This is a genomic window from Bacillus cereus group sp. N12 (genome assembly GCF_016483575.1).
Taxonomy (GTDB): domain Bacteria; phylum Bacillota; class Bacilli; order Bacillales; family Bacillaceae_G; genus Bacillus_A; species Bacillus_A toyonensis.
The window spans coordinates 1-26131 of sequence record NZ_JAEHBO010000040.1 but is presented as its reverse complement, the minus strand read 5'-3'; the positions used below and the strand labels follow the sequence as shown (position 1 = coordinate 26131).

Here is a 26131-nt window from a genome sequence, read left to right as displayed (position 1 = left end):
TACCATGAAAAAAATAGCATTAGCGGTATTAAGTCTTGGCCTACTTGTAAGTGGTTGTAGCGCAGGTGCCGACAAAGATGAAAAAGTGGCTGAGAAATCAGGGAAAGCAAAAGAGCAAGCAGTCGTTCCGAAGTATGCTATTTCGGATGAATATTATAAGACGACTGTTCCATTTGATGCAGGATCTGCACGTGGATTAGTTGTGCAGGGATTAAATAATCGTCTTGATATAGATGAATTTGAAACAGGATTAATGCGTATTGCAAAAGAATCATTTAATACGAAAGATTATTTCTTTAAAGGTGGAAGTACTCTAGATGATCAAACCGTAAAAATGCTTGTAAAAAGAAAGCGTACAGATGCCGAACAAAAGGAACTAGAGAGCAAATTAAAAAAAGATGCAGTTAAATTTCCGAATATAGGGCTCAATCCAGCGTTAGGCGAAGGATCAGAATCACTAGAAGTGAAAAATAAAAAAAATCCAATATATATTTCAAATATTTTAGAGCATAATTATTATGTGAAAAAAGGCGATAAAGATGTTGAACTTGGTGGTATTGTAGTTGGTTTAGCAATGAATTCTGTTCAATATTTTAATGAAGAGCATGGTTATCCGCGTGAGGCTAAAATCGAGGACGAAAAAATGTTAGCTGAAGGGAAAAAAATGGCGCAAGAAATCTTGAAAGTTATGCACCAAAAAAAGCCCGACATAAAAAACGTTCCGATTACATTTGCGATTTATCGTCAATCTCCAAAGTCTGCACTTGTGCCAGGAAACTATGTTTCTTATGCTAATGTGGAAAAAGGTAGTGAAACGGTTGAAGATTGGAAACAAATTAACGAGAAATACTATTTGTTCCCGTCTGAACAAGCAAAAACAGACAATAAGCGTGAAGATCTTGCAAGGGTATCTAACTTCAAAGCAAAACTAAGCGATTATTTCCAAGGCGATTATTCCGCTGTTATCGGTACTGGTATGTATAGAGACGAGGAATTAAAAGAAATGAAGCTGGATATTCCTGTCCAGTTTAATGGAAAAGCGGAAATAATTGGTTTTACACAATATGTAGCAGGGCTTGTTATGGAATACTTCCCAAATTATATGAGAGTACAAGTAACGATTAAATCTGTAGAACGTCCAGAAGCGATTATTATACGTGAAGCGAAGCAAGATGAGCCACTCGTAAAAATTTTAGATTAAAGATAAAAGCTGTTCCACGAAGGAACAGCTTTTTTTCTTGAGGAATTTTGTTATAATTTTAAATGTTATAAATAAGGGGATAAGGGGTAAAGGTCATGGACGAACTAAGTCTTCAAGTCATTATTTTATTAATTGCATTCGGATTTTTAGCAGCTTTTATTGATTCAGTTGTTGGAGGTGGAGGATTAATTTCGCTTCCTGCACTAATGTTTGTCGGTTTGTCACCAGCTTCGGCAATTGCAACGAATAAATTAGCTGCAACGATGGGGACGTTTACGAGTGCAATTTATTTTATTCGATCAGGAAAAGTCGATTTTAAAATTGTAGGAAAGTTAATCCCGTTAACTATTATTGGAGCGGTCGCAGGTGCTTTAGTGGTAAAATTTATTCCACCGGATATTTTACGTCCATTAGTACTTGTAATGTTGGTGTTTATTGCCATTTATATTATTGCAAAAAAGGATTGGGGAAGCGTATCTACCTATAAGAAGATGACGAAAAGGAAAACATTAATATTTTTCTTTGTTATTTTAATGATAGGGTTTTATGATGGTTTTTTTGGACCAGGGACAGGATCCTTTTTAATTTTTGCATTTTTATTAATAGGTTTGGATTTTATTCAAGCAGCGGCATCTGGAAAACTTTTGAACTTTGTTAGTAATATCGTATCTTTAATTACTTTTTTATTTTTAGATATAATTCATTTTGAATACGGTATTATTATGGGATTATCAATGATTTTAGGTGCTTATTTTGGATCGAAGTTTGCAGTTCAAAAAGGCGTTGGATATGTAAGGACTTTATTTTTATTAGTTACTATATTATTGATCGGAAAAAATGTTTTGGAATATACTCATATTTTGTAGATTCATACGCATGTATGAATCTCTTTTTTTTATTATATTTTAAAAATTTATTAATTTTTAAAATATAAGTCTAGGAATATTTGAATAAATCTAAATTATCGTGTAGAATAATGTTGTAAAATGTAAACGTTTTTCTAAGGGGAGGCTAAAAAGAATGGTAGTAGCATACAAACATGAGCCATTTACAGATTTTTCAGTAGAGGCTAACAAATTAGCGTTTGAAGAAGGTTTAAAGAAAGTAGAATCTTATCTTGGACAAGACTATCCATTAATTATTGGGGGAGAAAAAATCACTACAGAAGATAAAATTGTTTCTGTAAACCCTGCAAATAAAGAGGAACTTGTTGGTCGTGTTTCAAAAGCAAGCCGTGAATTAGCTGAAAAAGCAATGCAAGTAGCGGATGCAACATTCCAAACTTGGAGAAAGTCAAAACCAGAAATGCGTGCAGACATTTTATTCCGTGCTGCAGCAATTGTTCGTCGTAGAAAACATGAGTTCTCTGCTATCCTTGTAAAAGAAGCAGGTAAACCATGGAATGAGGCAGATGCTGATACAGCGGAAGCAATCGACTTTATGGAATATTATGCTCGTCAAATGTTGAAATTGAAAGACGGTATTCCAGTAGAAAGCCGTCCAATTGAATATAATCGTTTCTCTTACATTCCATTAGGAGTAGGTGTTATCATTTCTCCTTGGAACTTCCCATTCGCAATTATGGCAGGTATGACAACAGCTGCTTTAGTTTCTGGTAACACAGTATTACTAAAACCAGCTAGTACAACTCCTGTAGTAGCTGCGAAATTCATGGAAGTATTAGAAGAAGCTGGCTTACCAGCTGGCGTAGTAAACTTCGTGCCAGGTAATGGTTCTGAAGTTGGTGACTACTTAGTAGATCATCCTCGTACACGTTTCGTAAGCTTCACTGGATCTCGTGATGTAGGTATCCGCATTTATGAGCGTGCAGCGAAAGTAAATCCAGGTCAAATCTGGTTAAAACGTGTTATCGCTGAAATGGGCGGTAAAGATACAATCGTTGTTGATAAAGAAGCAGATCTTGAATTAGCAGCTAAATCTATCGTTGCATCAGCATTCGGATTCTCAGGACAAAAATGTTCTGCATGTTCTCGTGCTGTAATCCACGAAGATGTATATGATCACGTATTAAATCGTGCTGTTGAATTAACAAAAGAATTAACAGTTGATAACCCAGCTGTATTAGGTACAAATATGGGTCCTGTTAATGACCAAGCTGCATTCGATAAAGTAATGAGCTATGTTGCAATTGGTAAAGAAGAAGGTAGAATCCTAGCAGGTGGCGAAGGAGACGATTCTAAAGGCTGGTTCATCCAACCAACAATCGTTGCTGATGTTGCAGAAGATGCTCGCTTAATGAAAGAAGAAATCTTCGGACCAGTAGTAGCATTCTGTAAAGCAAAAGACTTCGATCATGCACTTGCAATTGCAAACAATACAGAATACGGTTTAACAGGAGCAGTTGTTTCTAATAACCGCGACCATATTGAAAAAGCACGTGAAGACTTCCATGTAGGTAACTTATACTTCAACCGTGGATGTACTGGTGCAATCGTAGGTTACCAACCATTCGGTGGCTTTAACATGTCTGGTACAGACTCTAAAGCTGGTGGCCCAGATTACTTAGCACTTCACATGCAAGCAAAAACTACTTCTGAAACTTTATAAGAAATAGTAGAGGAGCTTTTCACAGAATGTGAAGAGCTCCTTTTTAAATTAGAATCCCATATATTACTATTATGCGAAGAGGACGAGCTAAACCCTATTAATAGCGGGACAAACATGTAAATAGAAATAAAGTGACGGGAAAAGTTGATTTATTAGTCGCATTTTTTAGTATTCATTTTAAGAATTTCCTGTATAATACAATTTGAAAGAAAATCTATGGTTTGACAAGAAACACTCTTTTCGGTTTTGCTCACTGAATGGAGTGTTTTTTTGTAACCAAAAATTCCTCTGTACTCATTGCATTTGCATATACTCCATTTAAACTGGCCAAAATTGTATTGTGAATATAAACAGCTGGTATAGTAGCATTCTTAAAAGAAAGATCTTTTGTAGCACAAGCATCGTGTATAACGGTACAATGAAAGCCGAAATCAAAAGCAGCTCTTACGGTAGCATCAATACACATATGAGTCATCATCCCGCATATGACGATGTGTTCAATGTCTAAACGTTGTAATTGTTCTAAAAGATTAGTTTCTCGGAAGCTATTTGGATAATGTTTGAGTATAACAGTTTCTTCTCTAAGCGGACGGACATTCTCGTGAATATGGACACCTTCTGTATTAGGTAGGAAAAAAGTAGCATCATCTTTTATTGCTACATGCTGGATATGAAAAATAGGTTCGTCGTTCATTCTAAAGTGTTTTAGTAGCTCACTGGCATACTCACTTGCTTCTACCGGATTGCGCAATTCCATCTTTCCATTTGGAAAATAATCATTTTGGATATCAACGAGTAATAGAGCTGTTTTCATATATTCACCTTCCTCTGATTTCATATTCAAATAATAGTATTCAATTCATAGAAAAAATAATCCTTTTAAAAAATATGAGGGAGAAGAATTTTACATAACCTTCAAGATTACTATTTAATTATGAATTTTTATTTGAAAATTTTAATAAAGAAATAATTAATATTTTTCTAAAAAATGTATTGACTCTCACTATTCTGAGTTCTATAATGAGAATTAATTAAACGACAATTAAATCGATACATTCTTATCCAGAGAGGTGGAGGGACTGGCCCTACGATACCTCAGCAACGGGTTTTTTAATACCGTGCTAACTCCAGCAAGTCTTTATAGGCTTGGAAGATGAGAAGATGTGAACGAGTACATATAAGTGCTCTCCTTCTTATCTTTTATTACTGATAAGAAGGAGAGCACTTTTTATTTTACCTCGAAAGCTCTACTTCTAGTTTTTACAGCATATAGGAGGGAAGAAAATGATTTCTTTTAATAACGTAAGTAAAGTATATGAATCAGGTGGGCAATCTGTTCATGCTGTGGAGGATGTAACATTATCAGTTGAGAAGGGCGAAATTTTTGGCATTATCGGATTTAGTGGTGCTGGAAAGAGTACTTTATTACGCCTAGTAAACATGTTAGAGAGACCGACTGCAGGAACGATCTCAATAGATGATAAAGATATTACATCATTATCAACGAAAGAATTACGGAAACTTAGACAAAGAATTGGGATGATTTTCCAAAGTTTTAATTTATTTAATTCAAGAACAGTGTTTGGGAATATTGCGTATCCATTAAAGTTAGCGAAAGTACCAAAGAATGAAATAAAAGAAAGAGTCAATGAACTGCTGAAGTTTGTAGGGCTAGAAGATAAAGCAAACTATTATCCGGAGCAGTTATCAGGCGGACAAAAGCAACGTGTTGGGATTGCTAGGGCACTTGCAACATCACCAGATATACTTATATGTGATGAGGCAACATCAGCCTTAGATCCAGAAACAACGACAGAGATTTTAAACTTATTAAAGAAAGTCAATCGTGAATATAATTTAACAATTCTTCTTATTACACATGAAATGCATGTTGTGAAAGAAATTTGTCACCGTGTAGCTGTAATGGAGAAGGGAAAAGTTATTGAAGAAGGAAAACTGTTTGATGTTTTCACACAACCAAAAACAAAGACAACTCAAAACTTTGTACGTTCTGTTATTAATGACCACTTGCCAGAAAGTGTTCTAGCGAAAATTCAAAATGGTGGTCAGATCTATCGCTTAACTTTTACTGGTGAGGAGACTGGACAGCCGGTACTATCATATATCGCAAAAAACTATAACGTCGATGTAAATGTACTGTACGGAAATATTATTGAACTTCAAAATGTGCTATTTGGAAATCTTCTTGTAGAATTGCAAGGTGAACAGAAGGAAATTCAAAAAGCATTACAACATCTAAGACTGCAAGTGAAGCTGAAGGAGGTAGAAGCTCATGCGAGTTGATTGGAGTATATTTTGGCCTCGTATATTAGATGCGACGGGGGACACCCTCTTAATGGTAATTGTAACCCTTATATTCGCTACAATTCTTGGTATACCTCTAGGTTTACTTTTATATGTAACGAGAAAAGGTAATTTTTTAGAAAATAAATGGGTTTTTTCTATTCTTAACGTCATCATTAATACAATTCGTCCAGTTCCATTCATTATCTTTTTAGTAGCTTTAAGCCCACTAACAAGAAGCGTGATCGGAACGACGATTGGAACAGCGGCAGCAATCTTCCCAATGACGTTAGTGGCATCTATTGGTATTGCTAGAATGGTTGAAACAAATCTTGTCTCAGTTCCGAAAGGAGTAATTGAAGCTGCACAAGCGATGGGCGCTTCACCACTTAGAATTGTTTTTGAAATTCTCGTGCCAGAAGCGTTAGCACCATTGATCTTAGGTGTTACGTTTATGACAGTTGGTTTAATTGAATTTTCTGCAGTTGCTGGGCTTGTCGGTGGTGGTGGTCTTGGTGACTTAGCAATGACATATGGTTATCAACGTTTTGATACATCAGTTATGTTCGTAACGGTCGTTTTACTTATTATTCTTGTACAGATAGCTCAAAATTTAGGAAACTACTTTGCGAAAGTCTTTTTACGCAGATCATAAAAAGGAAGAGGGGAAAAGAAAATGAAGAAAATTTTAGCATTTGCATTATCAGCGATTGTAGGAATTTCAGCACTAAGCGGCTGCTCAGGTGGAGACACAGGTGCAGGAGCAAAAGAGAAAGTAGTTCGCGTCGGTGTAACTGGAACGGATGGAGACGTTTGGGAAATTTTGAAGAAAAAAGCTGAAAAAGAAGGGATTAAAATTAAACTGGTTGAGTTCTCTGATTATACAACGCCAAATAAAGCGTTAGCTGATGGAGATATTGAATTAAACTCATTCCAGCATATTGCTTTCTTAGAGCAATTTAAAAAGGAGCATAAGTTAGATATTACAGCTGTCGGTACAACACAAATTGCACCAATGGGCTTATTCTCTGAAAAATATAAGAAAGCAAATGAAATCCCAGATGGTTCAGAAATTGCTATTCCAAATGATCCAACGAACCAAGCACGTGCATTAAAACTTCTTGATGCAGCGGGGTTATTGAAACTTAAAAAAGATTTTGGTCTATTTGGGGATCCAAGTGGTATCGCTGAAAATCCGAAGAAGTTAAAAATTACACCGGTTATTGCACAGCAAACACCTCGTGTATTAAAAGATGTAGCAGCTTCAGTTATTAATAACGGTGTGGCTGGTCAAGCTGGATTAGATCCAGCGAAGGATCCTATTTTCTTAGAAGATCCAAAGAATGAAAATGCGAAGCCTTATATTAATATTTTCGCAGCTCGTACGAAAGATAAAGACGATCCAACACTGAAAAAAGTAATTGAATTATATCATTCAAAAGAAGTAACAGATGCAGTTAAGAAAGAAACAAAGGATGGTTCAATTTCAGTAGATCTTTCACTTGAGGAGCTTGAAAAAATCGTAAAATAATCATTGGGTTTAATGAACTAACAGAAGGAACCCCTCCGCTGTTAGTTCGTTCAACATATAATCTACTTAACAAACAAAACCCTAATTTTGTACCTTCCAATTTTGTATAACGTAGAATCCAATGTTTGTTAAGTAGAGTGATGGACCGGGAGTTTTCCTGGTCTTTTTTTATTACTGAAAGCAGCTAGCGAATAGTAAGGTAATCCAAATTATAATGGGATAAGAAAGTAAGCTGAAAATGAGTGTAATTACGAATTGCTTTTTATGAATTAATTGTTTTTTGGATGAAAAAAAGAAAATAGAAAAGATAACAATGAAAACTGAGGATATTACGCCAGGATTATAGGAGCGATAAATCAAAAACAAAATAATATGTTGCACAGCGTTAAAGAAAATGGCTCCTTGTATAAAAATAATCCAGTGTATAGAAGACAAGAAGTTTAGTTGATATAGAAAGACGATAAGTACGACGAAGATTGTTAATATGGAAATGGCAATGAAAAATTGTTGGCTAGTTATAAGATGAATTGAAAATTGATTAGCAAGATATTGTGGCATTTGGAAAGCTTCTTCAAGGTTATGAATGAAAAATAATAAAGGAATGATCCAAAGCGTAATAGTGGAATGTTTTTTTAGCAACTTATATCACTCCAATAAAGTATAGAAAGCCTAAAAAGGCCCTCTATACAGAGATGATTATTCAATTATGATACTTTTTAAATTATCTTCATGATGCTCTCGTTCTTTCGGATAAGCAGCTAGCTCCTCTTGCAAAATACTTAGCATTTGCTTAGCTGATTGCTGGATTGGAGTAGGTAGCTCTTCTAATATACGCATACCGAATCTTACTTTTGTCCGAATTACTTTTCGTAGTAATTCCTCATGCATGCACCACACCTCCAAATCGAATGTTTAGTACATCCTCTTCAAACTTGGCTCCTTGAATAGAAAGGTGTGTTAATGTTTTTGGTAATGTGATGTTCCGTTTAACAGAGCCGGCTCGAATAATAAGCTCATCACCTTTTTGATTTAATGAAAGTTCACTTTTGTTTGAGAAGGGGATGGATAGAACGAAAATATATTCATCGCCATCTTTTTTCACATATTGTGTGCGACCATTGAATTTCACTTTAGTAGGAGAGGAATCGGATTTAAATAAAGCATTGCCTACACGCTCTAACATAGGTAAACCAACAACTTCTTGTTCAAACATGGGAGCTTCGTAAATAGGAAGCGGCTGAAAACTATCTTGAATTAATGTTTTATATTTCTTTTGCGTATCTTTCCATGCTTGAAAATAAGGATCGGTGACAGTGTTAGGGATGACACGGTTAATCATGATGGCATCTACGTTATAATCGTATAAATTTAAATAAGTAAAACTACGCTGAGCTTCTTTAATGACCATTTTTTCGGGATTTACAACGATGCGGATACTTGTTATTTCTCGGTTCGATAAAATATCTCTCATTTCTCCAAGCTGTTCAAGTGTATTTGTTAATTCGTCCATAATATCATCGGTTGGAAGGGGGACACCAAGAAGTGGTTGAGCTACAGGACGAACGACTTTTAAAACTTTTCTTTTAATAGGAAATATTTTTTCCATCCACCAGCCGAGCATGTCTGGAAAACTAAGCATTGCTAATGTTTCTCCTGTTGGAGCGCAATCAATGATGATAACGTCGTATGTGTTTTTTTTATAATAATCGAGCACGCGAAGTAAGCTAATTAAATCTTCCATACCAGGAAACATCGTTAATTCTTCTGTTGTAATATCATCAGCTGCTTTGGAAGTGAATAACAAGGTAATGTATTTCTGTAACTTTCCCCAGCCTTTTTCCATTTCATAAATCGTATTAATCTCTTGTGCCCACAAGTTTTCGCGAATTTCTAATGGCTCAGAAGATAGCTTTATACCAAATGAATCTCCTAAACTATGAGCAGGATCTGTACTCATTACTAATGTTTTTAATCCTTGTTTTGCGCTTTGAAGTGCTGTTGCTGCTGAAATGCTAGTTTTTCCTACGCCGCCTTTACCTGTATACAAAATAACTCTCATCATTCTATCCCCTTTATTTCGGTTATCAAATATTACGAACATCGAAGTATTTAAGTGAATAAAAACCCAGTTAGGGCTTTATCCCACATTAACGGGCAGTAAGACTTCCGTCCAAAAATTCGGCTGGAGCAAAGAAATTAGGTGGGAGGTCAACTGCCCGTAAATGCCCGATTGGTTCAACTAATAATCAGTGAGGGATGAGAAAACCCCTCACTGATTAAAGTTTCACTTTATTCAATCGGAATGTTTTTCATTCTAGGTGTAGAAACCTTTTCTTCTGTTTTTTGCTGTGTCGTAGCAATGTGATTCATAATCTTTTGGAAGATTTGTAGTAAGAATGCTTTTTCTTCTTCTGACAATGCTTCTGTCACTAAGCTAAAGTAATGGGCTGCATTTTGTTTTACTTCTTGAACGAGCATTACGCCGTTTTCTGTTAAACGAATTAATACAATACGTCGATCGTTTTCATCACGGTACCGTTCAATATACCCCTTTTTTACAAGGCGATTTACAACACCTGTCGTTGTACTCATCGGTATATCAAGAAGGTCAGCAATTTTTGTCATTGTAATATCTGTATTTCGCTCCATCCAAAGTAAACAAAATACTTCTGTCTTTGAAAGTGTTAAATCAAGGCTTACCCATTCTTCAGGATAGAAAAGTTTCTTGGCGTTATCTAGCAGTAAGTCTAAAAAATGTTCATATTGCAACAATTAATTCCACTCCCGTATATTTCGAGGTTCGTAATATTTATTTTTATTTTATGCAGAATAGAAATAAATGTCAATAATTTTAATTAATTTTTCAGATTAGAAAGAAAACAATCTTTAAAATGGCATTTTTTTATGATAGATTAATAAATAGAAAAATAATTTTACATAAAAATCCATAACGGTAAATATATTTATCTATAATGGATGTGCATCTAACAAGGGGGATAATGATGAGAAGAAGAAATACGCAAGCGTTCACGTTTTTAGCATGGACTTCATTTGTTTGTGCGCTTTCAGGGATGCTAATTGGGATTTACACGTTAGATGAAACGCTTAGTGTAAAAGGGTACTATTTAATTGGAACGTTATTTTTAACGATGTCTTGTTTTGTATTACAAAAAACAATTCGTGATAATGAAGAAGATAACGAGAGATTTCCAAAAAATAAACCGTTAGATAAAGAGTAAATTGTAAAGAAAGGCGTTTGCCTTTCTTTTTTTATGTAAAAATGCCGTAAGTGCCATGTGTTGACTTGCTTGAAGTACTGAAAATTTGGTATCATCAATAGTATTGTAGATTGAACGATATATTATGGAGGTGGCCTAGCCGTGTCAAGAATTTCCGTTGAGAATGTAAAGCACGTAGCACATTTAGCACGTCTTGCAATTACTGATCAAGAAGCAGAAAAATTTCAAAAACAACTAGATGCAATTGTTACATTTGCAGAACAGTTAAATGAATTAGATACAACAGATGTAAAACCAACAACTCATGTATTAACTATGAAAAATGTTATGCGTGAAGATGTGCCAGAAAAAGGTTTACCAGTAGAAGAAGTATTAAAAAATGCACCGGATCACAAAGATAATCAAATCCGTGTTCCAGCAGTATTAGAATAGAGGAGGGGAATTTCGATGTCATTATTTGATCATTCTGTATCAGAGTTACATAAGAAGTTAAACAACAAAGAAATTTCCGTTACGGATTTAGTAGAAGAATCTTACAAACGTATTGCGGATGTTGAAGATAACGTAAAAGCTTTTCTTACATTAGATGAAGAAAATGCACGCGCGAAAGCGAAAGAATTAGATGCTAAGATCGGCGCTGAAGATAATGGTTTGTTATTCGGTATGCCAATCGGTGTAAAAGATAACATTGTAACTAACGGTCTTCGTACTACTTGTGCGAGCAAAATGTTAGCAAACTTTGATCCAATTTACGATGCGACAGTTGTGCAAAAGTTAAAAGCTGCTGACACAGTTACAATCGGTAAATTAAATATGGACGAGTTCGCAATGGGTTCTTCAAATGAAAACTCAGGTTTCTACGCTACAAAAAATCCATGGAACTTAGATTACGTTCCAGGCGGATCTAGTGGTGGTTCTGCAGCAGCTGTAGCAGCAGGAGAAGTATTATTCTCTCTAGGTTCTGATACGGGTGGTTCTATTCGTCAGCCAGCTGCATATTGCGGTGTTGTAGGTTTAAAACCAACTTACGGACGCGTATCTCGTTACGGATTAGTAGCATTCGCATCTTCACTTGACCAAATCGGACCGATTACACGTACAGTAGAAGACAATGCATACTTATTACAAGCTATTTCAGGTATTGACCGCATGGATGCAACTTCTGCAAATGTTGAAGTTGGAAACTACTTAGCTGGTTTAACAGGCGATGTTAAAGGTTTACGCATTGCTGTACCGAAAGAATACTTAGGCGAAGGTGTTGGCGAAGAAGCTCGTGAGTCAGTACTAGCTGCTTTAAAAGTATTAGAAGGTATGGGCGCAACTTGGGAGGAAGTATCTCTTCCACACTCTAAATACGCTCTAGCAACGTATTACTTATTATCTTCTTCTGAAGCATCTGCTAACCTTTCACGCTTTGATGGCGTACGTTACGGTGTTCGTTCTGATAATGTAAATAACTTATTAGATCTTTACAAAAACACACGTAGCGAAGGTTTCGGTGACGAAGTAAAACGCCGTATTATGCTGGGTACATTTGCACTTAGCTCTGGTTACTATGATGCATATTACAAAAAAGCACAACAAGTACGTACATTAATTAAAAACGACTTTGAAAATGTATTTGCTAACTACGATGTTATTATTGCACCAACAACGCCAACTCCAGCATTTAAAGTAGGCGAAAAAGTGGATGATCCAATGACAATGTATGCAAACGACATTTTAACAATCCCAGTAAACTTAGCAGGTGTTCCAGCGATTTCTGTTCCATGTGGATTCGGTGCTAATAGTATGCCACTTGGATTACAAATCATTGGTAAACACTTCGATGAAGCGACAATTTACCGCGTTGCACATGCGTTTGAGCAAGCAACAGACTATCATACAAAAAAAGCAAGTCTGTAAGGAGGCGAGCATAGATGAATTTAGAAACAATTATTGGTTTAGAGGTTCACGTTGAGTTAAAAACAAATTCGAAAATTTTCTCTGCGAGTCCAACAGAATTCGGAGCAGAGCCAAATACACAAACGAGTGTAATTGACTTAGGATACCCAGGGGTACTTCCAACTTTAAATAAAGAAGCAGTTAACTTTGCAATGAAAGCTGCAATGGCATTAAACTGTGAAATCGCAACGGAAACGAAGTTCGACCGTAAAAACTATTTCTATCCAGATAATCCGAAAGCTTACCAAATCTCTCAGTTTGATAAGCCAATTGGAGAAAATGGTTGGATTGAAATCGAAGTAGATGGCAAAAAGAAACGTATCGGTATTACACGTCTTCATTTAGAAGAAGATGCTGGTAAATCAACGCATACAGCTGACGGGTCATTAGTAGACTATAACCGTCAAGGTATGCCTTTAATCGAAATCGTGTCTGAGCCAGATATGCGTACGCCAGAAGAAGCATACGCATACTTAGAGAAGTTGAAATCAATCATTCAATACACTGGCGTATCTGATTGTAAGATGGAAGAAGGTTCTCTACGTTGTGATGCGAATATTTCCCTTCGTCCAGTTGGACAAGAGAAATTCGGTACAAAAGCAGAACTGAAAAACTTAAACTCATTCACTTACGTACAAAAAGGTCTTGAGCACGAACAAGTGCGTCAAGAAAAAGAATTGTTATCTGGTGGTATCATCCAACAAGAAACACGTCGTTATGATGAAGCAACGAAGAAAACAATCTTAATGCGTATAAAAGAAGGATCTGACGATTACCGTTACTTCCCAGAGCCAGATTTAGTTGAACTTTATATCGATGATGCGTGGAAAGAAGAAGTGCGTGCTTCTATTCCAGAACTTCCAGATGCACGTAAAGCTCGCTACGTTGCTGAAATTGGATTACCAGCTTATGATGCACACGTATTAACATTAACGAAAGAGATGTCTGATTTCTTTGAAGCAACAATTGCAGATGGAGCAGATGCGAAATTAACATCAAACTGGTTAATGGGTGAAGTACTTGCATACTTAAACAAACAACAAAAAGAATTAAAAGATGTTGCATTAACGCCTGCTGGTTTATCTAAAATGGTTCAATTAATTGAAAAAGGTACAATTTCTTCTAAAATCGCGAAGAAAGTATTTAACGAGTTAATTGAAAAAGGTGGAGATCCAGAAGAAATCGTTAAAGCGAAAGGTCTTGTTCAAATTTCTGACGAAGGTACACTTCGTAAAGTCGTAACAGAAATCCTTGATAATAATGAACAATCTATTGAAGACTTCAAAAACGGTAAAGACCGTGCAATTGGCTTCTTAGTTGGTCAAATTATGAAAGCGACAAAAGGACAAGCAAACCCACCGCTTGTTAACAAAATCTTACTTGAAGAGATTAATAAGCGATAAAATAAGAGAGAGATTCTTATTTTTGAACGCTAAAATAGTATAGATTCTTAAAGATTAAACAGAAAAACACCCTTATTTGGGTGTTTTTTCTGAGTTAATCAAACGTTTGTTTAAATGGTGAAAAATAATTTAAATAAACGTTTGATTAACTGTCAAAAGTGAAAAAATGTTTGTATAGCAACTATGGTATGATAGTTGCAAAAAGGTGGGAATAATGATAAATCTAGACATAGAGGTTTTTTTTCATCTCATGAAATAATAGATAATTATTATTCGTTATATTTAAATTTTTATGGAAGAATGGATAGACATAAAGTGAAACTTTAATCAGTAGTGGGGGTGTTCATCCCCCGTTGATTATTAGCCTTCACCAATCGGGTTCTTACTGCCTGTTTGAGCGGGATAAAAGAAGGATAGGAAGATGAGAGGAGGTAGGCATAGGGATACTGAATAAGAATTCGGTGTATTCTTTTTTTCAATGAATAAGGAATTTCCTGTGCTAATAAATGATGAAACGAGCAAGGATTATTTATAACCCTACTTCTGGGCGTGAGCTATTTAAGAAGAGCTTACCAGAAGTATTACAAAAATTAGAACAAGCTGGATATGAAGCGTCTTGTCATGCGACAACTGGTCCTGGAGATGCAACTGTAGCGGCGAGACAAGCTGCAGATCGTAAGTTTGATGTTGTTATCGCCGCTGGTGGTGACGGTACGTTAAACGAAGTGGTAAATGGTTTAGTAGGACATGAGCATCGTCCGAAGTTTGGAATTATTCCAGTTGGAACGACAAATGACTTCGCACGTGCGATCGGTGTACCTCGCGCTATAGAAGAGGCAGCCGATATTATTTGTGAAGGGAAAACAGTTCCTTTAGATCTTGGTAGAGCGAATGATACATATTTCATTAATATTGCTGGTGGCGGCCGTATTACAGAATTAACATATGAAGTACCAAGCAAGCTAAAGACAGTATTAGGCCAACTTGCTTACTATTTAAAAGGAATAGAAATGTTACCATCATTACATCCAACATATGTTGAAATCGAGTATGATGGGAAGTTATTACAAGAAGAAATTACGATGTTTTTAATTACAAATACTCGTTCAGTTGGTGGATTTGAAAAAGTAGCACCGTATGCATCGATTAACGATGGATTATTTGACTTATTAGTGCTGAAAAAAGGTTCTATCGCTGATTTAATTAAAGCAGCAACACAAGCGCAACGTGGGGAACATATTAACAATCCGAAAGTACTATACACACAAGCGAATCGAATTAAAGTGCATTCACCAGATAAACTAATGATTAATTTAGATGGTGAGTACGGTGGGGATGCACCGATGGAATTCGAAAACATATATCATTGTCTGGAATTATTTGTTCCTGAACATCAAGAGGATGCCCTGTAAGGGCATCTTTTTTTATTAGAATTGTAAATTGGAAGTTAGTTTGATTTTTATGGTATTTTTACAATTCGTTTATTTTATATCCATATTTTATTGATACACTTAAGAGGATAAGAAATGAGAGGTAGGGTGCTATGGAGAAGGTAAAAGCAATACTATTTGATAAAGATGGGACATTAATGGATTTTCACTCAATTTGGATAAAAGTAGCGGAAGAGCTTGTAGCGGAATGTATAAATTTATATCAATTACCAGAGTCAATGCAGCAAGCTTTATTAAAAGAGATTGGTGTGGATGGGGTATTTGTTCATCCAAGTAGCGCACTAGCGGCTGGAACAAGCCTCGATGTAGCAAAGGGGCTTTGTAAGTATATTAAGTCATCTAAGGAAGAGGAGATGCATGAATGGGTAAGTGAAAAATTATTTTCGCTTATGTACGAGCATCGTTCCTATATGAAAATGACGGCAGATCTACCAAGAATTTTACAAAGTTTAAAAGATAAAGGAGTTATTTTAGGTGTTGTTACAGCTGATGATTTTGCGCCGACAGAATTATTTTTAAAACAATATCAATTAGAATCCTTTTTTGATTATATTGTAGCTTCTGATACGTTTCCGGCACAGAAACCTGATAAAAGAATTATAGAATCCTTTTGTGAAAGGTTTCATTTAGAGGCATGTGAGGTGGCAGTCGTTGGAGATACGCCAACCGATCTATATTTAGCTAAAAACGGTGGTGATTGTTATGCTATTGGAGTACTATCTGGTACGGGAGACCGTAAAACTTTAGAACCACTTGCGGACTTAGTCGTAGAATCTGTTGGTGAGTTTATTTCTCATTCAGGTGAGTTTATTTGGGAACAAGGAAAGTCTAGTATGCAAGGGAAATAAGTCTATAAAGACTCTTGATGAGTCTTTATAGACTTATTTTTTATGCCTGGATACAAAGAGTATAGGATGAATACTAGAACGGAAAGTTGGCATGTATTTTGCAATAAAAAGAGAAAACAATGTAAAGAAAAGGATGGGGTACGCAATGAACACAAAAAAATTTGCTAAAGTAAATGAACAAATTCCAGGACCAAAAGCAGCAACTTTATTAGAGCGCCGCCAAAATATAGTACCAAAAGGAGTAAGTAATGGCATATCAACGTTTGTACAATCTGCAAATGGAGCTCTTGTAACAGATGTTGATGGTAATCAGTATATTGATTTTGCTGGGGCAATAGGGACAATTAATGTAGGGCATTGTCATCCGGCTGTTAAAGAAGCACTTCATAAACAAGTAGATCAATACATTCATACGGGATTTAATGTCATGATGTATGAGCCATACATTGAATTAGCGGAAAAGCTTGCTGCATTAGCGCCAGGAAGTTTTGATAAACAAGTACTATTTTTAAACAGTGGTGCTGAAGCCGTAGAGAATGCAGTGAAAATCGCCCGTAAATATACGAAAAGATCAGGTATTATTGCGTTTTCTAAAGGTTTCCACGGGCGTACATTGATGACAATGACGATGACAAGTAAAGTAAAGCCATATAAATTTGGATTCGGTCCATTTGCTCCAGAAGTATATAAAGCGCCATTCCCATATGAATACCGTCGTCCAGAGGGGTTAACGGAAGAGCAGTACGATGATTTTATCATTGAAGAGTTTAAGAACTTCTTTATATCAGAAGTAGCACCAGAAACAATTGCAGCTGTTGTTATGGAGCCGGTTCAAGGGGAAGGCGGATTTATCGTCCCAAGTAAGAAATTTGTTCAAGAAGTACGCAATATTTGTTCAGAACATGGCATCTTATTTGTAGCGGATGAAATTCAAACTGGATTTAGCCGTACAGGAAAATACTTTGCAATTGATCATTATGATGTCGTTCCAGATTTAATTACAGTGTCTAAGTCATTAGGAGCTGGTGTACCGATAAGCGGTGTTATTGGACGTAAAGAAATTATGAATGAGTCTGCACCTGGAGAGCTCGGTGGAACGTATGCAGGAAGTCCATTAGGATGTGCGGCTGCATTAGCGGTTCTGGATGTAATAGAAAAAGAAACATTAAATGATAGAGCGATAGAATTAGGAAAAGTCGTAATGGACCGATTCCAAGAGATGAAAAATAAATATAATTGCATCGGTGATGTGCGCGGATTAGGGGCAATGTGTGCATTTGAGATCGTTCAAGATCGTAAGACGAAAGTGCCTGACAAAACATTAACAGCTAATTTGTGTGCGGAAGCAAATAAACGAGGATTACTTTTATTATCTGCGGGGACATATGGAAATGTTGTCCGTGTATTAATGCCATTGGTTATTACAGATGAGCAACTTGAGGAAGGTTTAACGATTATTGAAGAATCATTACAAGCTTGTTATGAGCAAGCAAATATCGCCCGTGTATAAAAACTGAATGATAAATCGCAAACATTCTAGCTGACTCTATATAAAATGCAGAAAATTCACTTTATAATAAAGGTAGTGAAGTGAATCGATGGATCTGAAGTTAGGGGTGGCTAGGATGGTTGCAGAAAAGGAACGAGTGTTAATGGATTTAAAAGATGTATTTGAATATGCGTTTGACGAAATTTTTGTTACAGATGAGCAGGGAATCGTTGTACGTGTAAATAGTACATGCGAAAGGCACTATCAACTAGCTGCTGAAGAGTTAGTAGGTAAACATGTAAAGGAACTACAAAAGGATGGGATCTTTTATCCATCCGCAACATTAGAAGTAATTGAAAAAAAGAGACCGATTGAACTCGTTCAAACGACGAAATCGGGAGAGTATTTACATGTTCGGACGAGGCCAGTTTTTGATGATGAGGGAAATTTAAGAAGAGTGATTAGTTATTCTCGAGATCTTACTGAACTCTATCAATTACGACAAAAGGTAGAGGAAATGGATAATCAGTTAAAAACATACAAAAAAGAATTAAGAGAAACATATGAACATGAAGGACTTATTTTTAAAAGCATTGCTATGCAAAAAATAATAGAAACGATTAAAAAAGTATCTGTGGTAGATAGTACTGTTCTCGTTTTAGGTGAGACAGGCGTGGGAAAAAGCCGCTTAGTACGTCATCTACATGAAGTAAGTCGCCGGAAGAATGAAAGTTTCTATGAAATTAATTGTGCGGCTTTGCCAACAAATTTAATTGAATCGGAGCTTTTTGGATATTCAGGTGGGTCTTTTACAGGTGCAAATCGTGAAGGGAAAAAGGGATTATTAGAGTCAGCACATAAAGGGACTCTTTTTTTAGATGAAATTGGTGAAATGCCGCTTGAAATTCAAGCGAAGCTTCTGCAAGTATTGCAAGAAAAAACATTTCGTCCTATAGGCGGAAGAGAATTAAAAAAGGTGGACGTTCGAATTGTATCGGCAACAAATAGAGATTTAAGTGAGATGGTGAAACGAGGAACATTTCGGAAAGATTTATATTATCGTCTGAATGTCATTCCGATTTCAATTCCACCACTTCGGGAAAGAACAGAAGACATTTTACCACTCGTTTATCATTATTTACAGCACTTTAATAAAAAGTACGGACGTGATGTAAAGTTAGCACCTAGTACGTTACAAATGTTTGTTGGATACCCGTGGGAAGGAAACAATAGAGAAATAGAGAATGTAATTGAAAGAATTGTTATTACTGCTGACGATATCGTTACGATAGAGGATTTACCAATAGCAATGCAGGAATCAACAGTTGAACAGTCAGGTCAAAGTCTCTATAAAATGTTGGAAGAAGTGGAACGAAATATTATTTTAAAAGCGTATAAAACATGTGGATCAAGCTATAAAGTAGCAGAGTTTCTAAAAATAAGTCAATCTGCTGCTACTAGGAAGATTAAGAAGTTCATAGAGGAGGAAGAAAACATTGGATAAAAAAGCGACGTTTGTAAATGTAGAGAAAAAAGCGATGTATATAAATGGTGAGTGGATTACACTGCAAGAGCAAATTGAAGTAAACAATCCAGCAACGAAAGAAATATTTGCAACTGTACCAAAGGGCGGGATAACAGAGGCAAAGCAAGCTGTTGATGCGGCGCATGAGGCTTTTAAAACATGGTCAAAATTAACAGCCGCGGATCGTGCAACGAAATTAAAAAAGTGGTTCACACTTATTGATGAAAATAAAGAAGAAATCGCAGCGATTATGACGAAGGAGCAAGGAAAGCCGTTTGCAGAAGCGCTTGGTGAAGTGAATTATGCAAATAGCTTTGTTGAATGGTATGCAGAAGAAGGGAAGCGCGTATACGGTGAAATGATTCCTGCTTCTCATCCGAACAAACGTATTTTAGTTATGAAGCAACCAGTTGGGGTTATGGCAGCTATTACACCGTGGAACTTCCCAGCGGCTATGATTACGAGAAAGGTAGCTCCAGCGCTTGCAGCAGGTTGTACAGCCGTTGTAAAGCCTGCAAGTCAAACACCGTTAACTGCATTGAAATTAGCTGAATTAGCACACGAAGCGGACATTCCAAAAGGTGTAATAAACATTGTAACAGGTAGTGCAAAAGCAATTGCTGATACGTGGATGGAAGATGAGCGCGTTCGAAAAGTGTCCTTTACAGGATCAACGGAAATTGGGAAAGAGCTAATGGCTAGCGCTGCGCAAACGATGAAAAAAGTTTCATTAGAATTAGGTGGTCACGCTCCATTTATCGTAATGAATGATGCAGATTTAGATAAAGCGGTAGAAGCCGTTATTGGTTCGAAATTCCGTAACGCAGGACAAACGTGTATATGTACAAACCGAGTATTCGTTCAAGAAGAAGTATACGAAGTATTTGTAGAGAAGTTCCAAAAGGCAGTAGGGCAACTTAAAGTCGGAGACGGATTCGGTGCGGGAACTACTGTAGGACCACTTATTGATGAGAGTGCAGTTTCAAAAGTACAAGAACATATTGAAGATGCAGTTCAAAAAGGTGGAGAACTCTTATATGGAGGCCAACAGGTTACAGAGCTAGATGGACATTTCATTCAGCCGACTGTAATTGGATTGGCAAATGATACAATGCTTTGTATGACTGAAGAAACATTTGGACCAGTTGCACCAGTTGCGAAATTTAAAACAGTTGAAGAAGTAATTGAACGTGCAAACAATACACCATACGGTTTAGCTGCGTATATTTTTACGAAGGATATTAGCCAAGCGTTCCAAATTAGTGAAGCGCTAGAGTACGGTATTATCGGTTTAAATGATGGTCTTCCGTCAGTTGCACAAGCACCGTTCGGTGGATTTAAAGAAAGTGGTATCGGGCGTGAAGGCGGTCATTTCGGCATCGAGGAATATTTAGAAATCAAATACATTTCATTAGGATTATAAGTAATACACTAGAATCTCTATAAGGTAACAGAGAAGGAGATTCCAGTATGATATATTGGCTATTATTACTTGTTACAATTATTTTTGAAGTAGCTGGAACGATTGCGATGAAATTATCGAATGGCTTAACAAAGCTTGTTCCAAGTGTACTTATTTTCGTTTGTTATGGTATTTGTTTCAGTATCTTTGCTATCGTCGTTAAAAAGATTCATTTAAGTATTGCTTATGCCATTTGGTCTGGCGTTGGAACGTTACTTATTACAATCATTAGTGTGTACTTTTTTAAAGAGCATATTAGTTTATTCCAAGCATTTTGTATTCTCTTTATTGTTTTGGGTGTCATTGGTCTTAAGGTTTCATCGGCATCATGAAAGCTATCTTTTGTAGAAGATAGCTTTTTTCTATTTGTGCAGTTAGCAATTAATACGACAAAATATGACAAGAAAGAGTAAAGCGTTTTGTTATGATACATATGAAATATTGTCTTATGTGGAGGAAAGAGTATGTTAAAAAAGGTGAGTCAAATTGTTTTAATTTTTGGCATAGCTTTTAGTTTAAGTGCTTGCACTGAGACTAAAGATAGTAATGAAAGTAAACAAGAAGATGTTCAAGATAAAGTGTATAAAATAGGGGAGACAGTAGACGTAGATGGTTTGCAAGTAACTATAGATTCAGTTAAATTAGGATATCCGGATTATGATGAGGATAAAAAGAAAGAAGAGATTTTGGGGATTATTTTCAAAGTGGAAAATAATAGTAAAAAGGAAATACCTTTTGCATTTTATGAATTTGAGATTACCGATAAGAAAGGTACAAGATTTAAAGAATATAATAACCCTGATAGCTTTATTAGTAAAAAATTAGCACCAGATGAAAAAATTCAAGATATCATGCTATTTGACGTAGCGAAAGAAAATACGTATATCGCTACGTATAGACCGGAGTTTACGCGTGAAAATAGAACGATAAAATTTGAATTGAAACCAAATAAATAAATAAAGAAACACATTGGATTATCCAATGTGTTTCTTTATGGTAATTAATTTAAAACGCCCAGTTACCTTTACGGAAGATAGGCTCATGTCTGCCGTCAGCTGTAATACCGTCAATATCAAGCTCAGCTGATCCAATCATGAAGTCGTTGTGTGTGATACTAGCGTTTGCTCCGTTTTCAGCAAGTTCTTCTTTAGACATTGTTTTTCCGCCAACTAAGTTAAATGCATAAGCATTTCCGATTGCAAGGTGGCAAGATGCATTTTCGTCAAATAGTGTATTGTAGAATAAAACATTTGTGTTTGAAATTGGTGAGTCATGAGGTACTAAAGCTACTTCTCCTAAGAAGTGAGAACCTTCATCTGTTTCTACTAAATGTTTTAAAGCTTCTTCACCAGCTTCAGCTTTATAGTCTACGATACGTCCGTTTTCAAATGTTAACGTGAAATTATCGATAATATTACCTGCAAATACTAACGGTTTTGTACTAGAAACTTGGCCGTTTACACCTGTTTTAAGTGGCATTGTAAATACTTCTTCAGTTGGAATATTAGCCATAAATGGTACGTTCTTTTCATTTAAGCTACCAGCACCAGCCCATATATGTTTTTCTGGAAGTTCGATTGTTAAATCTGTTCCAGGACCTGTATAGTGAAGAGCTTTATAATGCTTTTCGTTTAAGTAATCCACTTTTGTATGTAATGTTTCATCATGTTCTTTCCATGCTTCTACAGGATTTTCTAAATCAGCACGAGTAGCTTTGAAAATAGCATCCCATAACTTTGCTTCTTGTTCATCTGGCGCTACGTCAGGGAATACTTTCGCAGCCCATTCTTTCGTAGGAACAGAAATTACACACCAACTTACTTTATCGGCTTGTACGTAATCACGGTATACTTTCGTCGCTTCACCAGCTACTTTATGAGCTGTTGCGATACGTGTTGCTTCTACACCTTTTAATAAATCAGGGTTTTCTGCATAGATAGACATAAATGCAGCGCCTTCTTTTGCTAATTCTTCACGAGCATGTGCTTTCCAAGAAGGGAATTCAGCGAATGCTTCTTCAGGAGCTAGATCGAACTTTAAGCGTGTTAACGTCTCGTCATTCCAATCAACATATACGTGTTTTGCACCAGATTTATATGCTTTTTCTGTAACGAGGCGTACGAATTGTACAGCTTCAAGAGGTGCGCTAATTGATAAAGTTTGTCCGGGTTGAATATTAACACCAACATTAACTGCAAGGGCAGCATACTTCTCTAACGTTTGTTCAAATGACATATGTATAATCTCCTTTAGTTTGAAAGATTTCTTACTATATATAATACAAGAAAATTCTAAAAATATATATAAATATAAAGTAAAAAGAGAGCTCAAAATGTATTGAGCTCTCACATTTATTTAATGGAAGAAGCAAACTGTTCAACTGTAGTTGTATGGTGTATACGAACACGTTTCATTTTTAGCAACTCATCTGGTTCACCTTTCGTAATAAACTTTCCAGGCTTTGTTGTCGTCGCAAATTGATAATATTTCTTCGTTTCTGTAATGACTTTATCATCTACATGGCCAAATGGATAAGCAATTGCGATAACAGGCTTACCTGTTATTTTTTCTAGCTTTTCTTTCGATTCTTTTAATTCTTCTTCGTAGTTTGTAATCTTCGGTAAATCAGCATGTGTTGCTGTATGAGACTGCACTGAGAAAATACCGGAATCAACAATTTCCTTTATTTCATTTGTAGAGAGAGAGCCTTCAACATCGACATTATCAACAATCATATATTCTGTTGCTGTCGGCTTGAAAGTATCGTCTTTTAGTTTTTGCAAAATATGAAATGCATTCATATTATTTTTCATACCATCGTCAAATGTAACAAAAATTGGTTTGTTGACTTTATTAATATCGCCCCAGCGTTCAAACGTTAATAATGTATAACCGTTATCTTTTAAATATTTCATTTGGCCTTCAAAGTTAGCAGGTGATACGAATAAATCTTTAATGCCTTGTCCATGATAATCATCGATTGCATGGTACATAAGAACGGGAACCTTTTGCTCGAAAGTAATAGCAGATTTTGTGAGTGAGATGATTTTTCCATCTTCCTTGACTCCTGTTGCTTCAATTTGGAACTCACCGCGTTTTCCTTCAAATTCTTTTATGTCAAATGGAAGTGTAAATTGTTTCTCCTTTTCTTTAGAAGAAAAAGATTTAGCATGTTCCTTTCCATCCGCAGTGCGCCAAATTTTATATTGTACTTCGGTTAGAGAATCTTTTATTTCTGTAATATGGATACTTGTGTTTGTAGAATCGTGTGTAATCGGATTATAAGAAATTTTACCTTGTTCTTGCACAGTCTCCTCTTGTTTTTTAACTTCTTGAACCTTTTTCTCTTTTTTAGGTTCTGGACTTACAGTGCTAGTATTACATCCTGCTAGAATAGCAGACGTACATAAAGCAATTGCTGCGTATTTTCTCATAAAATCACCTTCTATTGTGTAGTATGTTGCATTACTTATATTTAAAATCCCCACCGCTGTAAGAGCGGTGGGGAATTACCCTTGTTTATCGTATCATTTTTAGATGGGGGATAGGTTAGTGACTGTAAACAGATCTCTTCTTTCGTTTTTTAGTAAGATTTAAAATATCTTATGGTTTACTTTATAAGAGATGCGAATTTTTCCATGGACATATCAGGTCCTACAAAATGGCGTTTAATTAAGAGTTGCTCGTTTGGGGTACCTTTTGTAATGTGATTGCCGTGATCAGTAGTTACTGCGAACTCATAATGTTTTTTTGTTTCTTCGACAGCGGCGTCATTATAAGAGCCTACTGGGTAGGCGAGAGCGATGATCTTTTTACCGGTAAGAGTTTCGATTTTTTCTTTAGAACCGCGTAATTCCTCATCATAATTACCTGAATGAGCCATCATTGTATGATTTGCAGTATGAGATTGAATAGAAAAAATACCTGAATCTATCATTTGTTTTATATCATCTGTTGATAGACGGTTCGGTTTGTCTATCTCATTTGAAGTAAGAAATTCAGTTGCTGCAGGTTGGAATGTATCATCTTTTAATTTTTGTAAAACATGAAGAGCATTCATATTATTTTTTCGACCATCATCCATTGTTATAAAAATAGGTTTATTAACATGGTTTATATCATTCCAACGTTCAAATGTAAGCATCGTATAACCGTTATCTTTTAAATACTGCATATGTTTTTCGAATTGTTCAGGCGGTACGTATAAGCCGTAATCACCATCACCTGGTCCAGGGTATTTTTCAATCGCATGATACATCAAAAATGGTACATGTTGCTGGAATGTAATTTTAGATGTTACTAGATTTGTTTCCGTATTATCTTCTTTAATCCCTACTGTTTCAATTTGAAATTCTCCACGTTTTAAATGAAATGTTTTTAAATGAAGTGGGAGGGCAAAATCACGATCTTTTTCTTGTGAAGTAAAAGTTTGTTTGCTTTCAGGTCCATCGGCAGTACGCCAAATATTGTAACGTACTTGTTTAAATGAATCTCTTAAGTTTTTTGTATAAAGCGTGGTGTTTTGTGCGTTATATTCATACGAATCCCATGTGATAGCCCCTTGCGTTAAAGGGATTTCTACTGTTTTTGCTTGTGCTTTTTTTGGTTCAACTGCTTGTTCCGCTGTTGTTTCTTTTATTTGTTTATCACTAGCATTACTAGTGTTACAACCTACGAGAATAGCAGAGGAAAGTAAAGCGATATATGTATATTTTTTCATTCTATCATCCTTCTATTGTGTTTTAATTATAGTCACTTATACCCTTGTCCATCATATCATCATAGAATATATAGGGGAATACATTTTTGGAATAATTCGGAAAGGAGTCTTACGTTTTTTTGGAGTAGTTTACATATAGAAGATAGTAAAAAACTCCACTCAAACTTCATTTAGAAAAATAGAAGTAAGGTGGAGTTTTTTATTAGATAAACAATCCAGCGATTGTCGCAGATAAAATAGAAGCAAGTGTTGACGCGAATAGCATTTTCCAACCAAATTTAGATACGACGCTTCCTTGTTTTTCAGAAAGGGCACGGATTGTACCAACAATTGCACCAATTTGGCTAATACTTGCGAAGCTAATTAAGAATACTGTAACGATTCCAACTGTACGTGGAGCTAATGTTGTAACTGTTTCTTTTAAATCAAGGATTGCTACAAACTCG

At 35.9% G+C, this 26131-nt stretch carries 26 protein-coding genes and 1 riboswitch; of the genes, 17 read left to right on the top strand and 9 right to left on the bottom strand.

Features of this window, described 5'->3' with window-relative positions; translation table 11 throughout:
* Positions 1–4 precede the first annotated feature (4 nt).
* The 3 genes from JDS92_RS18045 to pruA all read left to right on the top strand — a co-directional run bounded on the left by JDS92_RS18045 (position 5) and on the right by pruA (position 3769).
* The gene (locus tag JDS92_RS18045; protein WP_097959765.1) at positions 5–1201 is read left to right on the top strand and encodes a CamS family sex pheromone protein; all 1197 of its coding nucleotides are present in this window, start codon (positions 5–7) and stop codon (positions 1199–1201) included.
* Positions 1202–1296: 95 nt separating this feature from the next.
* Positions 1297–2067, top strand: coding sequence for a TSUP family transporter (locus tag JDS92_RS18040; RefSeq protein WP_000343983.1), 771 nt, complete (start codon positions 1297–1299; stop codon positions 2065–2067).
* A 154-nt stretch (positions 2068–2221) separates the two neighbouring features.
* The gene (gene pruA, locus JDS92_RS18035; protein ID WP_000259542.1) at positions 2222–3769 is read left to right on the top strand and encodes an L-glutamate gamma-semialdehyde dehydrogenase; all 1548 of its coding nucleotides are present in this window, start codon (positions 2222–2224) and stop codon (positions 3767–3769) included.
* A gap of 250 nt (positions 3770–4019) precedes the next feature.
* Here the strand turns inward: pruA and JDS92_RS18030 are convergent, their stop codons facing one another.
* Positions 4020–4583, bottom strand: coding sequence for a cysteine hydrolase family protein (locus JDS92_RS18030; protein WP_000844918.1), 564 nt, complete (start codon positions 4581–4583; stop codon positions 4020–4022).
* Between the two features lie 241 nt (positions 4584–4824).
* A riboswitch (SAM riboswitch) is annotated at positions 4825–4929 on the top strand.
* 124 nt (positions 4930–5053) lie between these two features.
* On the opposite strand from JDS92_RS18030, the gene JDS92_RS18025 reads away from it, so the two are divergent.
* From JDS92_RS18025 to JDS92_RS18015, 3 genes are read left to right on the top strand one after another with little or no spacing between them, the layout of a single operon-like run.
* Complete coding sequence (locus JDS92_RS18025) at positions 5054–6073, top strand: methionine ABC transporter ATP-binding protein (protein WP_000622986.1); 1020 nt, start codon at positions 5054–5056, stop codon at positions 6071–6073.
* Positions 6063–6728: a methionine ABC transporter permease gene (locus JDS92_RS18020; protein ID WP_016107417.1), complete on the top strand. Its 666-nt coding sequence runs from the start codon at positions 6063–6065 to the stop codon at positions 6726–6728. The genes JDS92_RS18025 and JDS92_RS18020 overlap by 11 nt, the downstream gene beginning before the upstream one ends.
* Before the next feature lie 21 nt (positions 6729–6749).
* Positions 6750–7604, top strand: a complete 855-nt coding sequence (locus JDS92_RS18015; protein WP_000721582.1) for a MetQ/NlpA family ABC transporter substrate-binding protein — start codon at positions 6750–6752, stop codon at positions 7602–7604.
* 171 nt (positions 7605–7775) lie between these two features.
* Here JDS92_RS18015 and JDS92_RS18010 read toward each other — a convergent pair whose 3' ends face one another.
* The 4 genes from JDS92_RS18010 to JDS92_RS17995 all read right to left on the bottom strand — a co-directional run bounded on the left by JDS92_RS18010 (position 7776) and on the right by JDS92_RS17995 (position 10376).
* Positions 7776–8243 carry an HXXEE domain-containing protein gene (locus tag JDS92_RS18010; RefSeq protein ID WP_015001211.1) on the bottom strand — a complete coding sequence of 156 codons (468 nt, stop codon included), beginning with the start codon at positions 8241–8243 and terminating at the stop codon, positions 7776–7778.
* 57 nt (positions 8244–8300) lie between these two features.
* Positions 8301–8492 carry a DUF3926 domain-containing protein gene (locus tag JDS92_RS18005; RefSeq protein ID WP_098711262.1) on the bottom strand — a complete coding sequence of 64 codons (192 nt, stop codon included), beginning with the start codon at positions 8490–8492 and terminating at the stop codon, positions 8301–8303.
* The gene (locus JDS92_RS18000) at positions 8485–9666 is read right to left on the bottom strand and encodes an ArsA family ATPase (protein ID WP_199632243.1); all 1182 of its coding nucleotides are present in this window, start codon (positions 9664–9666) and stop codon (positions 8485–8487) included. The genes JDS92_RS18005 and JDS92_RS18000 overlap by 8 nt, the downstream gene beginning before the upstream one ends.
* A 227-nt stretch (positions 9667–9893) precedes the next feature.
* Positions 9894–10376: a MarR family winged helix-turn-helix transcriptional regulator gene (locus JDS92_RS17995; protein ID WP_000942485.1), complete on the bottom strand. Its 483-nt coding sequence runs from the start codon at positions 10374–10376 to the stop codon at positions 9894–9896.
* Between the two features lie 230 nt (positions 10377–10606).
* Between JDS92_RS17995 and JDS92_RS17990 the strand changes: the two genes are divergently transcribed.
* The 11 genes from JDS92_RS17990 to JDS92_RS17940 all read left to right on the top strand — a co-directional run bounded on the left by JDS92_RS17990 (position 10607) and on the right by JDS92_RS17940 (position 21921).
* Positions 10607–10843, top strand: a complete 237-nt coding sequence (locus tag JDS92_RS17990; protein ID WP_001254393.1) for a YiaA/YiaB family inner membrane protein — start codon at positions 10607–10609, stop codon at positions 10841–10843.
* A gap of 141 nt (positions 10844–10984) precedes the next feature.
* Positions 10985–11275: an Asp-tRNA(Asn)/Glu-tRNA(Gln) amidotransferase subunit GatC gene (gene gatC, locus JDS92_RS17985; protein ID WP_000086999.1), complete on the top strand. Its 291-nt coding sequence runs from the start codon at positions 10985–10987 to the stop codon at positions 11273–11275.
* 15 nt (positions 11276–11290) lie between these two features.
* On the top strand, positions 11291–12748 hold the full coding sequence (gene gatA, locus JDS92_RS17980; protein WP_199632242.1) for an Asp-tRNA(Asn)/Glu-tRNA(Gln) amidotransferase subunit GatA: 1458 nt from the start codon (positions 11291–11293) through the stop codon (positions 12746–12748).
* 14 nt (positions 12749–12762) lie between these two features.
* Entirely contained in the window at positions 12763–14190 is a 1428-nt protein-coding gene (gatB, locus tag JDS92_RS17975; protein ID WP_001047675.1) for an Asp-tRNA(Asn)/Glu-tRNA(Gln) amidotransferase subunit GatB, read from the top strand.
* Positions 14191–14696: 506 nt separating this feature from the next.
* Positions 14697–15602 (top strand): diacylglycerol kinase, encoded by a 906-nt coding sequence (locus tag JDS92_RS17970; protein WP_000977668.1) that lies wholly within the window; start codon positions 14697–14699, stop codon positions 15600–15602.
* 131 nt (positions 15603–15733) lie between these two features.
* Positions 15734–16489, top strand: coding sequence for an HAD family hydrolase (locus JDS92_RS17965; protein WP_199632241.1), 756 nt, complete (start codon positions 15734–15736; stop codon positions 16487–16489).
* A gap of 145 nt (positions 16490–16634) precedes the next feature.
* Positions 16635–17999 carry a 4-aminobutyrate--2-oxoglutarate transaminase gene (gene gabT, locus JDS92_RS17960; protein WP_001093029.1) on the top strand — a complete coding sequence of 455 codons (1365 nt, stop codon included), beginning with the start codon at positions 16635–16637 and terminating at the stop codon, positions 17997–17999.
* Between the two features lie 115 nt (positions 18000–18114).
* Positions 18115–19482 (top strand): sigma-54 interaction domain-containing protein, encoded by a 1368-nt coding sequence (locus JDS92_RS17955; RefSeq protein ID WP_199632240.1) that lies wholly within the window; start codon positions 18115–18117, stop codon positions 19480–19482.
* On the top strand, positions 19475–20926 hold the full coding sequence (gene gabD, locus JDS92_RS17950; protein ID WP_000358100.1) for an NADP-dependent succinate-semialdehyde dehydrogenase: 1452 nt from the start codon (positions 19475–19477) through the stop codon (positions 20924–20926). The genes JDS92_RS17955 and gabD overlap by 8 nt, the downstream gene beginning before the upstream one ends.
* 47 nt (positions 20927–20973) lie before the next feature.
* Positions 20974–21297: a DMT family transporter gene (locus tag JDS92_RS17945; protein ID WP_000641001.1), complete on the top strand. Its 324-nt coding sequence runs from the start codon at positions 20974–20976 to the stop codon at positions 21295–21297.
* Positions 21298–21429: 132 nt separating this feature from the next.
* Complete coding sequence (locus JDS92_RS17940; RefSeq protein ID WP_000915104.1) at positions 21430–21921, top strand: DUF4352 domain-containing protein; 492 nt, start codon at positions 21430–21432, stop codon at positions 21919–21921.
* Between the two features lie 49 nt (positions 21922–21970).
* On the opposite strand, the gene JDS92_RS17935 is transcribed toward JDS92_RS17940, so the two are convergent.
* The 4 genes from JDS92_RS17935 to JDS92_RS17920 form a co-directional block, all read right to left on the bottom strand.
* Positions 21971–23200, bottom strand: coding sequence for an aminopeptidase (locus JDS92_RS17935; RefSeq protein ID WP_199632239.1), 1230 nt, complete (start codon positions 23198–23200; stop codon positions 21971–21973).
* Positions 23201–23316: 116 nt separating this feature from the next.
* Complete coding sequence (locus JDS92_RS17930; RefSeq protein WP_199632238.1) at positions 23317–24399, bottom strand: polysaccharide deacetylase family protein; 1083 nt, start codon at positions 24397–24399, stop codon at positions 23317–23319.
* A gap of 176 nt (positions 24400–24575) precedes the next feature.
* Positions 24576–25685, bottom strand: a complete 1110-nt coding sequence (locus JDS92_RS17925; protein ID WP_098711264.1) for a polysaccharide deacetylase family protein — start codon at positions 25683–25685, stop codon at positions 24576–24578.
* A 202-nt stretch (positions 25686–25887) separates the two neighbouring features.
* The coding region (locus JDS92_RS17920) for a nucleoside transporter C-terminal domain-containing protein (protein WP_274606215.1) at positions 25888–26131 on the bottom strand (244 nt) is incomplete at its 5' end.

Bases quoted from the DNA above. Each gene is read 5' to 3' on its own strand.
- JDS92_RS18045 (WP_097959765.1), top strand. From the start codon at position 5: ATGAAAAAAATAGCATTAGCGGTATTAAGTCTTGGCCTACTTGTAAGT.
- JDS92_RS18040 (WP_000343983.1), top strand. From the start codon at position 1,297: ATGGACGAACTAAGTCTTCAAGTCATTATTTTATTAATTGCATTCGGA.
- pruA (WP_000259542.1), top strand. From the start codon at position 2,222: ATGGTAGTAGCATACAAACATGAGCCATTTACAGATTTTTCAGTAGAG.
- JDS92_RS18030 (WP_000844918.1), bottom strand. From the start codon at position 4,583: ATGAAAACAGCTCTATTACTCGTTGATATCCAAAATGATTATTTTCCA.
- JDS92_RS18025 (WP_000622986.1), top strand. From the start codon at position 5,054: ATGATTTCTTTTAATAACGTAAGTAAAGTATATGAATCAGGTGGGCAA.
- JDS92_RS18020 (WP_016107417.1), top strand. From the start codon at position 6,063: ATGCGAGTTGATTGGAGTATATTTTGGCCTCGTATATTAGATGCGACG.
- JDS92_RS18015 (WP_000721582.1), top strand. From the start codon at position 6,750: ATGAAGAAAATTTTAGCATTTGCATTATCAGCGATTGTAGGAATTTCA.
- JDS92_RS18005 (WP_098711262.1), bottom strand. From the start codon at position 8,492: ATGCATGAGGAATTACTACGAAAAGTAATTCGGACAAAAGTAAGATTC.
- JDS92_RS18000 (WP_199632243.1), bottom strand. From the start codon at position 9,666: ATGATGAGAGTTATTTTGTATACAGGTAAAGGCGGCGTAGGAAAAACT.
- JDS92_RS17990 (WP_001254393.1), top strand. From the start codon at position 10,607: ATGAGAAGAAGAAATACGCAAGCGTTCACGTTTTTAGCATGGACTTCA.
- gatA (WP_199632242.1), top strand. From the start codon at position 11,291: ATGTCATTATTTGATCATTCTGTATCAGAGTTACATAAGAAGTTAAAC.
- gatB (WP_001047675.1), top strand. From the start codon at position 12,763: ATGAATTTAGAAACAATTATTGGTTTAGAGGTTCACGTTGAGTTAAAA.
- JDS92_RS17970 (WP_000977668.1), top strand. From the start codon at position 14,697: ATGATGAAACGAGCAAGGATTATTTATAACCCTACTTCTGGGCGTGAG.
- JDS92_RS17965 (WP_199632241.1), top strand. From the start codon at position 15,734: ATGGAGAAGGTAAAAGCAATACTATTTGATAAAGATGGGACATTAATG.
- gabT (WP_001093029.1), top strand. From the start codon at position 16,635: ATGAACACAAAAAAATTTGCTAAAGTAAATGAACAAATTCCAGGACCA.
- JDS92_RS17955 (WP_199632240.1), top strand. From the start codon at position 18,115: ATGGTTGCAGAAAAGGAACGAGTGTTAATGGATTTAAAAGATGTATTT.
- JDS92_RS17945 (WP_000641001.1), top strand. From the start codon at position 20,974: ATGATATATTGGCTATTATTACTTGTTACAATTATTTTTGAAGTAGCT.
- JDS92_RS17940 (WP_000915104.1), top strand. From the start codon at position 21,430: ATGTTAAAAAAGGTGAGTCAAATTGTTTTAATTTTTGGCATAGCTTTT.
- JDS92_RS17935 (WP_199632239.1), bottom strand. From the start codon at position 23,200: ATGTCATTTGAACAAACGTTAGAGAAGTATGCTGCCCTTGCAGTTAAT.
- JDS92_RS17930 (WP_199632238.1), bottom strand. From the start codon at position 24,399: ATGAGAAAATACGCAGCAATTGCTTTATGTACGTCTGCTATTCTAGCA.
- JDS92_RS17925 (WP_098711264.1), bottom strand. From the start codon at position 25,685: ATGAAAAAATATACATATATCGCTTTACTTTCCTCTGCTATTCTCGTA.